The sequence below is a fragment of the Flavobacterium sp. 11 genome (genome assembly GCF_002754315.1).
GTDB lineage: Bacteria > Bacteroidota > Bacteroidia > Flavobacteriales > Flavobacteriaceae > Flavobacterium > Flavobacterium algoritolerans.
Genome location: NZ_PEFE01000001.1, coordinates 1,066,705 through 1,083,157, shown reverse-complemented (window position 1 = coordinate 1,083,157; position 16,453 = coordinate 1,066,705). Strand labels below are relative to the sequence as shown.

Below are 16,453 nucleotides of genomic sequence, written 5' to 3'. Positions count from 1 at the left end.
ACCCAATTTTAGGTAGATAGGTATGACAAAAAGCATACTTTATTTATTCTCAAATATATTTAATTTTTCTTACAAAGCGACAATGAATAACAGAAAAGGAATTAATACCACCAGAGCTCACATGATGGATAGCAGTGAAAATCCTTTTATGTAGTCCCGAAGCCTCGGGATCCTGACGCAGCTGTAACGCATAGGAAGCTGGGACATGCCCAAAAAAAATCCCTCTTGAGGATATCAAAAGGGATTGTCTATTTTATGTTTTAGAGAAATTATTCGTTTTCTTCGTCGTCTTTGTCTTCTTTTTCCACTGCGTCTTTATAATCCGGATATAAAAACTTATTGTACGGAAAACGGGTGATGTGAATGTGTCGTACGGCTTCGTAAACGCGTTCTCTGAATTCCTCGAAATTTTCTTTGTTGGTAGCCGAAATAAACAACGCATTTTGCTCTCCTACTCGACTCATCCAAGTCGATTTCCATTCTTCCAACGTGTAATGTCTTGGCGTTTTTTCGGTCATTAAATCATCTTCATCAATAGTCAAATGCTTATACGCATCGATTTTATTGAAAACCATAATAACGGGTTTGTCATTAGCCTTAATGTCCAATAACGTTTGGTTTACGGATGCAATATGATCTTCAAATTCAGGATGCGAAATATCGACTACGTGCAATAACAAATCAGCTTCGCGAACCTCATCCAGCGTACTTTTGAAAGAATCAACCAGTTGCGTTGGCAATTTCCTGATAAATCCTACGGTATCTGAAAGCAAGAAAGGCAGGTTTTTAATCACTACTTTTCGAACGGTCGTATCCAAAGTTGCAAAAAGTTTGTTCTCTACAAAAACATCACTTTTCCCTACGGCATTCATCAAAGTCGATTTCCCCACATTTGTATATCCCACCAAAGCCACACGTACCATAGCGCCACGATTCCCGCGTTGCACGCCCATTTGCTTGTCGATGGTTTTTATTTTTTCTTTCAATAAGGCAATTCGGTCACGAACAATACGTCTGTCGGTTTCAATCTCCGTTTCCCCTGGTCCACGCATTCCAATTCCCCCTTTTTGACGTTCCAAGTGTGTCCACATTCCAGAAAGTCTTGGTAGTAAATATTGGCATTGTGCTAATTCTACTTGCGTTCTTGCATACGAAGTTTCGGCACGTTGTGCAAAAATATCCAGAATAAGGTGCGTTCTGTCCAGAATTTTACATTCCGTAATGATTTTAGATATATTTTTTTGCTGTGAAGGCGATAATTCATCATCAAATACCAAAGTTGAGATATCATTCTCTTTTACAAAAAGATGAATCTCTTCAATTTTTCCCGTTCCAACAAAAGTCTTGGGATTAGGGCGTTCCATTTTTTGCGAAAAACGTTTCACCACTTCTCCACCTGCGGTAAAAGTCAAAAACTCCAATTCGTCAAGATATTCGTTAAGTTTCTCTTCACTTTGGTTTTGAGTTACAATACCAACAATAGCCGTTTTTTCGAAATTTATTACTTCTTTTTCTAACATGTCTTTGAATAAGCTACAAATTTAATGATTTGTCAGGGACTTATTGAGTTCTGGGTTTATAAAAAATTAGAAGCCGTGAATAATGATAGTTTTGGGGTCGAGACGGAAATAAGACCAAAGAAAACTTTTGCCACGGTTTAATCTTTACTTTTTTAAAAAAATTAGTCAAAATTTGGGTAATTCATGGCTAGAAAATTTATACAACAGAAATCAGCGAATTTGCGGTTATTTTGAAAACTGTTGCTTTTGCACGAACGACTTTAGGAGTTCCAGTGGATTTTTAATTATTTTTACACCAATATAATCCCATTTGAATGAATCGCTTTTTGACATTTCTCATTGCATTCTTGCTTCCCGTTTTTCTTTTTGCCCAAAATAATTCTGAGGAATTATTGGAGGAATTGGATCAAACGGTAGCTGATTATGCTGTTTATTCCAATAAAAAAGAAGGCGAGATAAACAAACTCAAGGAACTGCTTTCCTACACTTCTGCCGATATTCAAAAATACGACATCTATGGAAAGTTGTATGCGGAATATAAATCGTACCAGTCGGATTCTGCGTTGATTTACGCCCGAAAAAGTTTTCAAATCGCCGAAAAACTAAATGATGTCCGAAAGCTAAATCACGCCCGATTAAATCTAGCTTCCATCATGGGAACATTAGGGATGTACAAGGAAGCAACCGATATTCTTAATCAAATCAACATCACTACTTCGCCCGAACTAAAAGGTTATTATTTTACGGTAAACAGTGTCGTTTATGGGTATATGTCAGATTATGCGGCTTCGCTTCAGGAAAAAGAAAAGTATATTGTACTGACCAAAAAGTACCGTGATTCCTCCTTAAATTGCTACAAACCGCAATCCAGTGCTTATATTATGGCGAAGTCCAGCACGCTTCTTGATGCCGGAAAACACGATGAAACACTGGCTTTGTTGCTGAACTATTTTCCGAATATTGCTCAGAACAGTGATGATCGAGCGGTGATTGCCTATATTATTTCGCAGGCATATCGCCAAAAAAAAGACCTTGAACAGGAGAAAAAATGGCTGACTATTTCTGCTATTTCTGATTTGCAATTGGCCAAAAAAGAATATATTTCGTTGCGTTCGTTGGCTTTTCTAATGTATGAAAGCGGAGATATCGACCGCGCTTATACCTACATAAAACGCTCGCTGGAAGACGCCCTTTTTTGTAATGCGCGCTTACGAACCTATGAAATATCCAAGATGCTGCCCATTATCAACGAAGCGTATCAAAAACAAAATGAAACCAATCGATTTCAGTTAATTCTGTTTTTGATAAGTGCCAGTATATTATCCGTGTTCTTATTGACGGTGCTTTTTTTACTTTTTAAGCAAATGAAAAAATTGTCTAAAGCAAAGCAGGATTTAAGTTTGGCTAACGGCAAGCTTTCGGAACTGAATACCGAATTAAATACTTTCAATGAAAAATTGAATGAGACCAATTATACGCTGACCGAAGCCAATCTTCTGAAAGAAATATACATTGGTCGTTACATGGATCAGTGTTCCGATTATTTAGGCAAGTTAGACGAATACCGCCGAAAACTGAATGTCATGGCAACGACAGGAAAAATGAACGACCTCATCAGTGCCGTAAAATCGAAACAATTTGTCGAAAATGAGCTTAAGGAATTCTATACTAATTTCGACAAAACATTCTTGCAACTCTTCCCTAACTTCATACCGGAATTCAGGGCTTTGTTGCTTGATGACGAAGCAACACAATTGAAGGAAGGCGAACTGCTGAATACGGAACTAAGAATCTTTGCACTCATCCGTTTGGGCATCAAGGACAGCGCAAAAATTTCGACTTTTCTTCGGTACTCGGTATCTACAATTTACAATTACCGCTCACAACTCAAAAATAAAGCAGCAGGTCCACGAGAAGATTTTGAAGCTAAAGTAATGCGGATTGGAACCAATTTAAAATAGAAAAATTCTGTTTTTAAAGGAGGTGTTCGGGATTAAAACAATCTCGAACACCTCTTTTTTATTATAAATTCACCACTTTTTTTAAACGATAAATTTACACAATACACAGTTATTCAGTATCTTGCATATAAAAAAGAGAAACACAATCTACTTTTTTAGAATGATAAAAATATGTAGCGTGTAAAGCGTTTACTTTTACTTCCTCGAAATCTGGAAAACTTTGGGTTTTTCAATAAATCGATTTCGTGAAAATCATGTTTATCACACTCTATTACCAAACCTGAAAAATTAATTTATCAAATTCTATTTAAAAAATGAAGCAATTTCTTTTCACAGCCCTAATGTGGCTCGCGTTTTTTAGCCCTGCAAAATCGCAGCAGTTAAAATCACCAAATGGAAAATTTGTAATGGAGTTTACATTACAAAATGATGGAACTCCAAGTTACAGTTTAAATTACAAAAATAAAGCAGTTGTAAAACCAAGTAAATTGGGTCTTGAGTTAAAAAATGATAAAAAATCGTTGTTAAATGACTTTACGGTTGTTGACTCGAAAGCGACAACTTTTGATGAAAACTGGCAACCCGTTTGGGGAGAAGTAGCCTCAATCCGCAATCATTATAACGAACTCGCAGTAACCTTAAATCAAAAAGAAACTGATAGAAAAATTCTTATACGCTTTCGTTTATTTGACGATGGTTTAGGATTTCGCTATGAATTCCCTTCGCAAAAAAACCTTACTTATTTTGTAATCAAAGAAGAAAGAACCCAGTTTGCAATGACTGGCGATCATACTGCGTTTTGGATTCCGGGTGATTATGATACCCAAGAATACGATTATACTACCTCAAAATTATCAGAAATTAGAGGGTTATCAGAAAAAGCAACTACTGCAAATGTTTCTCAAAAGTCATTCTCTACAACAGGAGTTCAGACTTCGCTAATGCTAAAAACAGTGGATGGATTGTATATCAATTTGCATGAAGCGGCATTAATTAATTATTCCTGCATGCATTTGAATCTGGATGATACAACCATGGTATTCGAATCTTGGTTGACACCAGATGCAAAAGGAGACAAAGGATATATGCAGGCTCCAAATCATTCGCCTTGGCGTACCATAATTGTCAGTGATGATGCAAGAGAAATTTTGGCTTCAAAAATGACCTTAAACTTGAATGACCCGTGTAAAATTGAAGATACTTCATGGATAAAACCGGTTAAATATGTAGGTGTTTGGTGGGAAATGATTACTGGAAAAAGCTCATGGGCGTACACGGATGAATTTCCTACAGTTCAACTTGGCGTTACTGATTTTTCAAAAGCGAAGCCTAATGGAAAACATGGTGCAAATAACACTAATGTGAAAAAATACATTGATTTTGCAGCTAAACACGGTTTTGATGCCGTTTTGGTCGAAGGCTGGAATGAAGGCTGGGAAGACTGGTTTGGTCACTCCAAAGATTATGTTTTTGATTTTCTGACTCCTTATCCTGATTTTGATGTCAAAGGATTGCATGAATATGCTAAATCAAAAGGCGTAAAAATGATTATGCACCATGAAACTTCGGGTTCTGTGCGTAACTACGAACGTCACATGGACAAAGCGTATCAGTTTATGAAAGACAATGGTTATGATGCCGTGAAAAGTGGTTATGTAGGAGATATTATGCCAAGAGGTGAAAACCACTACAGCCAATGGATTGTCAATCATTATCAATATGCTTTAGAAAAAGCTGCTGATTATAAAATTATGCTGAATGCGCACGAGGCGGTTCGTCCAACAGGAATTTCCAGAACGTATCCGAATTTAATTGGTAACGAAGCAGCAAGAGGAACAGAATATCAAGCTTTTGGAGGTTCTAAACCAAATCACGTAACGGTATTGCCTTTTACACGTTTAGTAGGTGGACCGATGGATTACACGCCGGGTATTTTTGAAATGGATTTAAGCAAATTGAATCCTGATAATAATTCTCATGTGAACAGCACAATTGCGAATCAACTGGCATTGTATGTAACGATGTACAGCCCGTTACAAATGGCTGCTGATTTAACGGAGAACTATGATCGCTTTCCGGATGCTTTTCAGTTCATCAAAGATGTAGCAGTAGATTGGTCTGACAGCAAATACCTTGAAGCAGAACCTGGTCAATATGTTACCGTTGCGCGTAAAGCAAAAGTGACGAATAACTGGTTTATTGGTAATGTAAACGGAGACAATTCTCGTACCTCAACAATCAAATTTGATTTCTTGGAAAAAGGAAAAAAATATGTAGCCACGATTTATGCTGATGCCAAGGATGCACATTATAAAACCAATCCGCAAGCCTATACGATTCGCAAAATGACAGTGACTAACAAATCCAAACTGGCACAGCTGAGTGTTCCGGGAGGAGGTTATGCCATTAGCATAGTTGAAATCAAAAAGTAAATAACTAAGAAAAGGCTGTCCAAATAGACAGCCTTTCTTGATTTTATCATAGCCTTAAACTAATTCACTGAAATAAGTTTTACCTCAAAAATAAGTACAGAACCTCCGGGAATACTACTGTAATCATTACTCCCATAACCAAGATGAGAAGGTACCAAAAGGATTCCGCTTCCGCCTTCTTTAAAATAAGGGATTCCTTCCGTCCATCCTTTTATCACTTGGTTCAAACCAAATGAAATTCCTGAAGCATTACTTTGATCAAAAACATTTCCATTAGTAAAATACCCTTTGTACGCAACTGTTACATTAGAGGTTGCGGTAGGTTGTTCTCCATCACCAGCTTCATTAATCACATAATACAATCCTGAATCGGTTTTTGTGGCAGTCAATTTATTTTTGGCAACGTAATCCACGATTTCTTTTTCGTTTTGAACGGTGTAATCAACAGGTTTAGATGCTTCATTATCTGATAAACAAGAAACAAATAATAAAGAAATTAGGGCTAATAAAGTAGATTTCATAATTTAATTTAAATGTTAAGGCTGCAAATATAGTAATTCAAGTAAAGCCTTTAATAAAAATTATTTGTCTCCAAAAACCTGAACATCATCTACTTGAAAAGCACCATCCAAAGCCAGATTTTTACCGGAACCCGTATATTTAAAAGCAATGTTGATTTTACCTTTATACGAAGACAAATCTACTGCGCCGCTTCCTACAAATTGATACCAAGGCGTAGCTTGTTTCGGTAAATTAACAACTAACGGAGTCCAAGTTGCGGTAGTAATATTCAACCCGTCAAAATTACTGGAAACATAAACTTCCAAAGAATTTAACTGGGAATCAACATCTAAGTGATGCTGAGCAGTTCTAAAAGTCAAGACTTCTTTCGTATGAACCTCCATATCTATTTTTGGCGAAATCAACCAAGCCACATTCGAAACGACTTTGGTTCCTGTGATATTAAATTCGGCATAACCGTTTCCGGAATAAACAGTGCCTTTCCAGAAAAGCGTTCCCTTTTGGACAATATTCGCCCAGCCGGGAAGATTTAGTTTAACATTGTTTTCAACCGTTTCAAAATCTTGGGAGAAAAAAGGAGTCGCTCTGCTTCCGGACATCACCACATCCTTTTCGGAACGCGGTAATAATTGGTAATCACTTCCATATTTCGTCAAAATTCCTCTTACTTTTCCACTTCCATTAGGGACTAATTTAGTCGCAAAATCAGAAAAACTGCTTGTTCTAAAATACACTTGATTCCCTAGTTTATCCACCAAACTCCAATTTGTAGCACCGCCAACATTATTCGTTTCTTCAAAATAATGGCGCCCTATTGCGGCAGCTGAAAACTGAACATCAGACAACTCAACCAACGTATTCAAGTTAGAATCATTCAGTAATTCTGACATGGTCAGAGACCGAACCAAAAGCTCTTCCTTTACATTCGTGCAAGACGCATTCAGCACTTTTTTATACTCATTTTGAGAAAGTCGCCCTACTCCGCCTTCATTATAGGAATTCACAAAAATGCTTCCTATGCGCATCCCTCCAAACGAAATATCCGTGTATTGGTCTTTCAACTTTATGTATACTTTATTGCCCAGTCGGTAATCAATGTACAAATTTGTAGCATCCACGGGAACACTAAATCCTATGGCAGGTGTTGTGGCTGTTGCCAAAGTCTGAAAGGAAATCGACTTGAAAAAATTCCCCGATTCATCACTGGAAACCACATACGCCTCGATAATGTCATCGTATTTATACTGGGTTACAATCGCATTTGCAACCGCATGAACTTCGCTTACCGTTGTATTAGTAATTAAATCCGGTTGCGTACAAATGAGTTTTGGAGCGGCAACCTCATCCGTTACGCAACTGCTGAAAGTAATTGTCAACAGTAAAAATAATTTACAAAATGTTGATTTCATATGCTTTAATTTAAAGATTGATATAAAGATTGACGAAATACGTTCTTCCGTATCCGTAGAAATATTTTGGTCCAAAAGAAGGCGTACCACTGGAAACATCCTGATTGATTTGTCTGAAATTAGCATTTCGAGCTTGTTCATAACCACCCGTTTTATAGGTAACATCCAGCACATTATTGATGCTGGCAAAAATTCCAGCATTCTTTCCATAAATGCGCCATGATTTTCCACCAACAAGATTGAGCAACATCGTTGGGTCAAATTCTTCTTGTTTTAATAGTGTTGCTGCACGTTCCTCGGTTGCCTCCGGGAAATTAAAACCGCTTGCAGGATTTTTATAAAATATTTCAGTTCTGGAAATAGGCGAAATATCAATGTAACTATTGGTGAGGTAATTCATATTGGCGCTAATCCACCAATATTTTGGATCTCGATATTCAATTCCCATTGAATACGCTCGCTGTGGCATTCCTGCTTGTTTGTAATTTTTGAGTGAGGCTGTTCCAAAATCAAAAACCGGACTGGTATTTTCCAATGACGCTTCGGCATCGTTTGTCAACGTCACATGTGGATTACTGTCATACGTATATTCCCCAAAAGCCGCTGAAAAAGTAGTTTTAAACGTTTGGCTTACTTGGTATTCCAAACTGAATTCTGCACCCATATTCTTCTTGTTCAATTGCGTTAACGTCTGACTCACAAAAGCATCGGTATTTAAATAACCCGCGCCATCATCAAAAATCCCTTCGGCATAAAAGAAGGAAATTTGAGTCGCATTTTTAATTAGGGAATAATAGGCTGTCAGTCGGGCTTTTAGTTTTGGAGAGCGATAGACATAACTGGCATCCAAACTGCTGATGTTCTCACTTTCGAGTCCGTCAACAATTGAATTATTCAATCGGGAATTTGCAAAAGTATTTCTCAGAGAAGGTGCTTTGGTCAAATGCGCCGCATTGAAAGTCACCAACTGTTTGCCGGAAATTTTCAAATTGAATCCGGCTTTAAAGCCAAAGTTTTCAGACGCAACTTTCTCACTTTTCCCGAAGGAATTCGTTTCGTAGATTCCGTTTTTATACAAACCTTCCCTCTGATAATTGGCAGTGGAGAAATTTTGAGCCAGATAAAAATCTACTTTATTGTACGTGAATTTAAATTGCGTGAAAGCCTCTAAAGTATTGGCTAAATAATTATAATTGTACCCGTACGTATCCCCAACTACTACTTGTCGGTCTGGATGATTCAAATCAGACTGGGATTGATTTCCGCTGTAAAAAGCGTCGATATCTTCAAAATAGGAACCGCCAAGCAAGTCCAAAAGCTTTTGAGAATTATGTGATTTCAATTTTTTGAATGATGCTCCGGCATTCAAAAAAATATTTTCTGACAGTTGCGCACTCAAATTTGTTGTGGCTACCGCCATTTGGTCTTCTACTTGATCTTCATACAAAACGTACTTGCTTTTTGTGGGTTCATAACCTGAAATTGTACCGTTGGAATCCAAAACTGGATTTTGATTGGCTTGGTACAAAGCCGTCCAATCGATTTGCGAATGGGCTAAAAATTCTGCTTTGCTTTTCTCCGCATTTTCATAATCTGGAGTAAATGCTCCCGAAAATTCTCCGTTATCCGGCGCATAAAGTGAGCTGTAATAACTGGGCATTTTTCTGTAATACGTGGGGTCTGGACTATTGGTATTTTGATAATCGATGTTGCTGTTGGCAATTTTTCCAAATTGATACATCACACTCGAATTCAGATTGGTTTTATCGTTGATTTTAAAATAATGATTCAGCATAATTGTCGGCTCTTCAATGGTTTTTATGCGCGCATTCCTTTTTTCACCGTCCTGATAACCCCAATAGGAATTGTATTTTACGTTCGTCAATTGCGTAACTTCGGCAGTATTTGGAGAGTTTTTTGCTCTGGAATTGGGAGTATACATTGCCGTCAGATTCAACGAATGATTCTCGTTTAATTTTTTTTCGAGACTTATAAAAAAGGAATTCGCATCATAATTTGTCCCTTCAAAATAGCCTTCTTGCGCCCAGCGCTTTCCTGCCGAAACTACAAAAGCCCAACCGCGGGAATTCATTCCGGAAGCATGCGTTGCCATGGTACGCCAACTGTAATTCGTATTGGTTGATGAAAATGAAATTCGGGAACCCGGTCTGTAAATAGAGGCTCGTGTGTTAATTTCCTGTGTTCCTAAAATACCGCCAAAAGTATAATCCGAAGGTGCTGTTCCCAGTGTGAATTCCTGATTGCGGAGCGCATCATTCAATCCGCCCCATTCTCCCCATTGCGGTCTTCCATCATAGATTTTATTCATGGAAACACCATTAATCATCATCGTGGAATGCTCGCTGTCTAATCCACGAACTCTAAAACGGGCTTGTCCCCAATTGAAAGCGGCGGCTTGCAGAAAAGCGTCTCGGGAGGATTGTAGTAATCCGGAAGTGCTCTCGGAACTGCTGTTGTCATCGCTAAAATCGCTTTCGATAAGTGTTATGATACTATTTTGTTGTTCTGTGGATTGATCCTCTTCTAAAGTTATGGTTCCTAAATCCAACATTTTCCCTTCGATAATTTCTATAGGATACAAGCCATCTTTGAAACCTTGACTGTGAATAAGAAGCAATATATTTCCTGTGGGAACCGTATTAAAACTGAAATTACCATCGGCTTTGGTGAGTTGCATTAAAGTAGTGTTTTGAACACTAACGACTACAAACCCTAACGGATTTTGCGTTTTGGACTCGATAACTTTACCGAAAAATCCCGTATTATGTTGTGCCATAACGCATCCTACTTGAACGATAAAGAAAAAACCCATGTAAAATTTATTCATATATTCAAATGTATGGTGATGGTATATAGTCACTAAAATTGCGGTCGAGAGGATTTTCTTTTTATTATTCCTAGCAAGAAGTTCAACCGTTAAAAACAAATTTCAACGGTTGAACAAAAAGCATAGAAAGCGTCATCCAAAATGGGACAACAGCTTAAAATAATTAAAAATGGATTTTGGAAATATGGGACGTAAATCCCAATGGGTATACTTATAAAGAGTGGTATTTGAAATTTCTTATTGAAAGAATTATAATGTTAAATATACAAAAAAATAATATACAATTGAATTTTAAATAAAATTTTTCTTATAAAAACAAAAAAGCAGTAATTAGCCCCGATGGAAGCAAGTATCCTTTTTTATAAACGCTTGGAATTTATTCATCGTTTGGAATGCGAATGGGTTGCGTTTAAAAAAAGATGCTGCGCACAGCGGGAGGATGTGTTGTTATGGAAACAAAATGTAGTGCTCCTAATACTTCTATTTACTCAATTGCTTTGATTCTCGATACCATAATTGCGATGAGAATCCCAAAAATACCGATAAAAGCAAATGAAAATCGTAGGCTTGATAACTCAGCGATGTAACCGATAATAGGCGGTCCCATAAGAAAACCCAAGAAACTGACACTGGAAACTGTCGTTAACGCTACGCTGGGAGAAACGTTCGGGTTTTTTCCGGCAACGCTGTAAACGGTAGGCACAATCGTGGAAACTCCCAAACCAACAAACATAAATGCAATGGTTGCGGGGATGACAAACGGGAAAAATACTGCTGTAAAAAGTCCTGCGGAAATCATGATTCCGCTGATTTGCAAGACAGTTTTTCGGCCAAATTTATGAATAAGACCATCTCCCAGGAATCGTCCGCCCGCCATCATAATCATAAAGGAAGTGTATCCCAAAATCACCAATGGTCCAGGTGCTTTGATGACATCTTTGAAATATACACCGCTCCAGTCAAACATAACTCCTTCACTTGCCATGCAACAAAAACCAATGATACCAAGCCAAATTAAGGCACTATCCGGTTTTGAAAAGAGTTTTTTCTTTTCGGTTTTGACGGTTTCTTTCGCTTTTATTAAAAATTTATAATTGAAAGCAATCATCAAAAGCACGATTCCCGCAACGATTAAAAAATGTTGGTATGGATTAAGTTCCAAAGCCAGCATTCCTAAACCTACTAAAGCTCCCGTGAATCCGGCAAAACTCCACATTCCATGAAAAGAGGACATTATGGTTTTTTTGAAAAGGACTTCGGTGTAAACACCTTGTGTATTGACAGCGATATTCGATAAATTACCAAAAATACCAAATAAAAACAAGCCCAATGACAGTTGCCAAGCCTGAGCAGCCAAGCCTAAATTAGTCAAACATAAAACATAAAAAAGCAGGGATGCTATAAGAATACGGTGGCTCCCAAAACGAGTGACCAATTTACCGGAAAAAGGCATAGCAACCAGTTGTCCTAATGGTAATGCAAATAAAATACTTCCTAAATCTCCTTCGCTTAACTGTAATGCTGTTTTAATATCCGGAATGCGGCTTGCCCAAGTGGCAAAACACAAACCCATTGCAAAATAAAACATGGAAACTGCCCAACGCGTTCTTTTCAAATAGGAAATCTTAGCGTCTTTATATGTTTTTTTAAATTTTGCTTTGGTTCTAAATCGGGATATAAAATTTAAGTCTATCAAGATAATTGGATTTTGAAATTTGATTTATCAAAATTACAAAATCCAATCATTGGTTGTGTCAAAACAACACATAAGAAAAAAAATACATCGTTATTGTTTATAAAAATACAGATTACTGCTATAAAAAGTGATGGCCACGAATTCGCGAATTCCTTTTATACTTGGTAATTGATAGTTGATTTTACAAATCAATCCCTTTTTTCTGGGCACTGCTTTGAATGGCTGCTTCAATAATTTGCATTACATGAACGCCATCTTGTGCCGTTACCGGTTCTATAGCATCTTGTGTAATTGAATTGTAAACGCCGTCAAAAAAGGCATAATAATTCCCCTGAAGAGTTGGGATATATTCTTTTACAATTGCACCATTTATTTCTGTGTGTAAAAGTCCTTTTTTATCTGAAGATTCCGTTCCCCAAGTATCCAAGTTCGGTTTCATTCCTAATTTTAATTCGTCTTCTTGTACATCGCCACGCGCTTTTAGGAAAGAACCTTTCTTGCCATGAACCACAAAAGACGGAATGGCTTCACGAACAAAAAAACCAGCTTTTAATCGGACACGGAAATGGGAATAATACAATAAAATATCAATATAATCATCTACCAAAGAATGTTCCCGTGTGATGCGAATATCCGCAAAAACCGATTGAGGCAAACCAAACAAACACAACGCCTGATCAATTAAATGTGGTCCTAAATCCTTCAGAATTCCAGCACCGGAATTCGCCGTTTCTTTGTGTTGTTTTGGACTTAAAATCGGATTGTAGCGATCAAAATGGAATTCGGCTTCCACAATTTCGCCAAGGACATTATCTGAAATAACTTTTTGTACGGTTTTGAAATCACTGTCCCATCTCCTATTTTGAAAAACAGCCAGTTTCAATCCTTTTTCTTTGGCCAAAGCCGCTAATTCCTGCGCTTGAGCAACAGTTGTGGTAAATGCTTTTTCGACTAAAGCATGTTTTCCTGCCAGTAAAACTTTTTTGGCATATTCATAATGTGTATCTACAGGCGTATTGACTACCACTAAATCAACATCATCTTGCAATAACTCTTCAATCGTGGCGTAACTTTTAACCGAAGGATAATCCTGATGAATTAATTTTTTACTTCGTTCCCAAGAACCTAGTAGTTCAAATCCGGGATGAAAATTTAAAAAAGGAGCATGAAATACTTTTCCAGACATTCCGTAGGAAAGCAAAGCAGTTTTTATTTTTTGCATGGTATTATTTTATAAAATACGAATTTATACTTTTTAATCTTAAGACTTATACTCAAATTTTAACCACATAAGGAATATAAGTTCATCGAAAAGATGGGTTTTGTTATTTAATTTTAGCTCTTTCGTATTGTTTAGGCCATTGAATATCCGCCTGAAGTTCCTCGGCAAATTTCAATCCTAAATTTGGGTTTCTAAGGGATTCTCTGGCGAACAAGACCAAATCTGCTTTTCCAGAAGCAATAATTTCCTCGGCTTGAGTGGCTTCGGTGATTAAACCAACTGCACCAGTCCCGATTCCAGTTTCTCTTTTTATGCTTTCGGCAAAAGGAACTTGGTAGTTTGGGCCCAACGGAATTTGTTGGTGTGAGACTAATCCTCCCGAAGAAACATCGATTAAATCCACTCCTTTTTCTTTTAATATTTTCGAAAGTTGCACTGATTCTTCAGCATTCCATCCGCCTTCTGCCCAGTCTGTTGCCGAAATTCTAACAAATAAAGGTAAGTTCTCCGGCCATTCCGATTGAACTGCATCCACAACTTCGAGTGTCAAACGGATTCGGTTTTCAAAACTTCCACCGTAAGTATCCGTTCTAAAATTGGACAAAGGCGAAAGAAACTGATGCAACAAATAGCCGTGAGCTGCATGAATTTCCAGCACTTGAAAACCGGCTTGAACCGCTCTTTTAGTAGATGATTTAAAGTCGGAAATTACTTTTTCAATTCCCGTTTTATCTAATGCTATAGGTGTTTTTTCGTTATCATGATAAGCAACAGCACTTGGCGCAACAGTATTCCAACCACCTTGTGAATCATCTAGTTTTCTTCCGCCTTCCCAAGGAGCTGCCGCACTTGCTTTTCTTCCGGCATGCGCCAATTGGATTCCGGGAACGGATTTCTGACTGATAATAAATTGATTAATCTGCTGCATTTTTTCGATTTGTTCGTCTTTCCAAAGTCCTAAATCACCCGGAGAAATTCGACCTTCGGGAGAAACTGCAGTCGCTTCCTGAATAATTAATCCTGCTCCACCGGTAGCACGACTTCCCAGATGTACAAGATGCCAATCATTGGCAAAGCCATCTTGAGCAGAATATTGACACATGGGAGAAATTGTAATTCTATTTTTGAGCGTAATGCTCTTTATTTGGAGTGGTGAAAACAATTGAGATGACATACCTTTTATTTTAATATAATTTAAGTGAAGATAAAGGAAATTTCCTTTTTGGAAAAGTAAAGTTAAGGGACAACGACGAAACTAGGAATTGAATTTCTATTAATTAACAAACATTTAAAATGGTATGGAACAATTATTGTAAAATAAACAAATAGAAAACCTTACTTTTGTGAGTTGTAAAAGAACTAAAATTAAAAAATGGACATAGTTATCAAGCTTTCTCAATTTTTATTGAGCTTATCATTACTTATTATACTTCACGAATTAGGACATTTTATTCCTGCTAAACTGTTTAAAACCAGAGTCGAAAAATTCTACTTGTTTTTTGACGTTAAATATTCCCTTATAAAAAAGAAAATTGGCGAAACTGAATACGGTATCGGTTGGTTGCCTTTGGGCGGTTATGTGAAAATTTCCGGAATGATTGACGAGAGTATGGACAAGGAGCAAATGGCTTTACCTCCGCAACCATGGGAATTTCGTTCTAAACCGGCTTGGCAACGTTTGATTATTATGTTGGGTGGTGTTACCGTCAATTTTATTTTGGCTTTCATTATATATATCGGAATGGCATTTGCTTATGGCGATACTTATATTGCTAATGAAGATTTGAAAGACGGACTTTTGATTGAGAATCCAGCAATGAATAAAGTAGGTTTCCAAACTGGAGATAGAATTATTGCTATTGATGGTGAAAAAATAATCAAGTATGACAATGAGATGAATATCAAAATCATCATGGCTAAACAAGTCTTGATTGAAAGAAACGGAATAGAACAAACTATAAAAATACCGGTTGATTTTGTGGATCAATTGTCTAAGTTAGAAAAAGGTACTTTGGTTTCGATTAGAAAACCATTTGCCATAACTTCAATTTCTGAAGGATCATTGAATACTAATTTACAACCAAAAGATATTATTTTGTCTTTAAATGGACAATCGACCAAATATTATGATCAGGTAACTTCGGTTTTGGAAAAGAATAAAAACAAAACTATTTCGGCTGTTGTTTTAAGAGATGAAAAACAAGTTCCGTTGCAAGTTATTGTTTCTAAAGATGCAACATTAGGCATTGGCATCGGAAGCTTAGGAATGGAATCATTAAAGAAACTGGGATACTATAAAATCAGCAAACAGGAATTTAGTTTCATGGAATCTATTCCGGTTGGTATTACTAAAGGAAAAGATCAATTAGTAGGATATGGAAAACAATTGAAAATGATTTTCAGTCCAAGTACGGGTGCTTACAAACAAGTAGGTGGTTTTAAAGCGATATTTGATATTTTTCCTAATACTTGGAGCTGGGAAGTTTTCTGGAACATCACCGCTTTATTATCCATTATGCTTGGTGTAATGAACTTATTACCTATTCCGGCACTTGATGGTGGGCATGTAATGTTTTTATTATATGAAATCATCAGCGGTAAAAAACCAAGTGATAAATTCTTAGAGAATGCGCAAATGGTTGGTTTCGTATTACTTATAACACTGTTGTTATTCGCTAACGGAAACGACATTTACAAGTCAATTGTAGGGAAGTAAAAAAAATTAATTTTTTTTTAATTTTTGCTTGCGAAAATCAAATTAAGCCCTATCTTTGCACCGCTTTACAAGTGAAACACACTTCACCAATAAGCAACAAAAAAACGTTCATTCATTATCAGAATAA

General features: G+C 37.0%; 10 protein-coding genes. 3 read left to right on the top strand and 7 right to left on the bottom strand.

What is annotated here, in order from left to right; translation table 11 throughout:
* Window positions 1-269: 269 nt before the first annotated feature.
* A complete protein-coding gene (gene hflX, locus CLV00_RS04670) occupies window positions 270-1,520 on the bottom strand; it encodes a GTPase HflX (protein WP_099714040.1) in 1,251 nt (416 codons plus the stop codon).
* 326 nt (window positions 1,521-1,846) lie between these two features.
* Between hflX and CLV00_RS04665 the strand changes: the two genes are divergently transcribed.
* Together CLV00_RS04665 and CLV00_RS04660 are read left to right on the top strand one after the other, a co-directional pair.
* Entirely contained in the window at window positions 1,847-3,481 is a 1,635-nt protein-coding gene (locus CLV00_RS04665; RefSeq protein WP_143394879.1) for a DUF6377 domain-containing protein, read from the top strand.
* Between the two features lie 314 nt (window positions 3,482-3,795).
* Window positions 3,796-5,913: a glycoside hydrolase family 97 protein gene (locus tag CLV00_RS04660; RefSeq protein ID WP_099714038.1), complete on the top strand. Its 2,118-nt coding sequence runs from the start codon at window positions 3,796-3,798 to the stop codon at window positions 5,911-5,913.
* 59 nt (window positions 5,914-5,972) lie between these two features.
* On the opposite strand, the gene CLV00_RS04655 is transcribed toward CLV00_RS04660, so the two are convergent.
* From CLV00_RS04655 to CLV00_RS04630, 6 genes are all read right to left on the bottom strand, one after another.
* Entirely contained in the window at window positions 5,973-6,434 is a 462-nt protein-coding gene (locus CLV00_RS04655; RefSeq protein ID WP_099714037.1) for an FKBP-type peptidyl-prolyl cis-trans isomerase, read from the bottom strand.
* 60 nt (window positions 6,435-6,494) lie between these two features.
* Window positions 6,495-7,844 carry a DUF5689 domain-containing protein gene (locus CLV00_RS04650; protein WP_099714036.1) on the bottom strand — a complete coding sequence of 450 codons (1,350 nt, stop codon included), beginning with the start codon at window positions 7,842-7,844 and terminating at the stop codon, window positions 6,495-6,497.
* A gap of 10 nt (window positions 7,845-7,854) precedes the next feature.
* The gene (locus CLV00_RS04645) at window positions 7,855-10,692 is read right to left on the bottom strand and encodes a carboxypeptidase-like regulatory domain-containing protein (RefSeq protein WP_099714035.1); all 2,838 of its coding nucleotides are present in this window, start codon (window positions 10,690-10,692) and stop codon (window positions 7,855-7,857) included.
* Window positions 10,693-11,176: 484 nt separating this feature from the next.
* Window positions 11,177-12,388, bottom strand: a complete 1,212-nt coding sequence (locus CLV00_RS04640) for an MFS transporter (protein ID WP_099714034.1) — start codon at window positions 12,386-12,388, stop codon at window positions 11,177-11,179.
* 181 nt (window positions 12,389-12,569) lie between these two features.
* Window positions 12,570-13,610 carry a Gfo/Idh/MocA family oxidoreductase gene (locus CLV00_RS04635; RefSeq protein ID WP_099714033.1) on the bottom strand — a complete coding sequence of 347 codons (1,041 nt, stop codon included), beginning with the start codon at window positions 13,608-13,610 and terminating at the stop codon, window positions 12,570-12,572.
* Window positions 13,611-13,713: 103 nt separating this feature from the next.
* Window positions 13,714-14,784 carry an NADH:flavin oxidoreductase/NADH oxidase gene (locus CLV00_RS04630; RefSeq protein ID WP_099714032.1) on the bottom strand — a complete coding sequence of 357 codons (1,071 nt, stop codon included), beginning with the start codon at window positions 14,782-14,784 and terminating at the stop codon, window positions 13,714-13,716.
* A 198-nt stretch (window positions 14,785-14,982) separates the two neighbouring features.
* On the opposite strand from CLV00_RS04630, the gene rseP reads away from it, so the two are divergent.
* Window positions 14,983-16,326, top strand: a complete 1,344-nt coding sequence (gene rseP / locus CLV00_RS04625) for an RIP metalloprotease RseP (RefSeq protein WP_099714031.1) — start codon at window positions 14,983-14,985, stop codon at window positions 16,324-16,326.
* The last annotated feature ends 127 nt before the right edge of the window (window positions 16,327-16,453 follow it).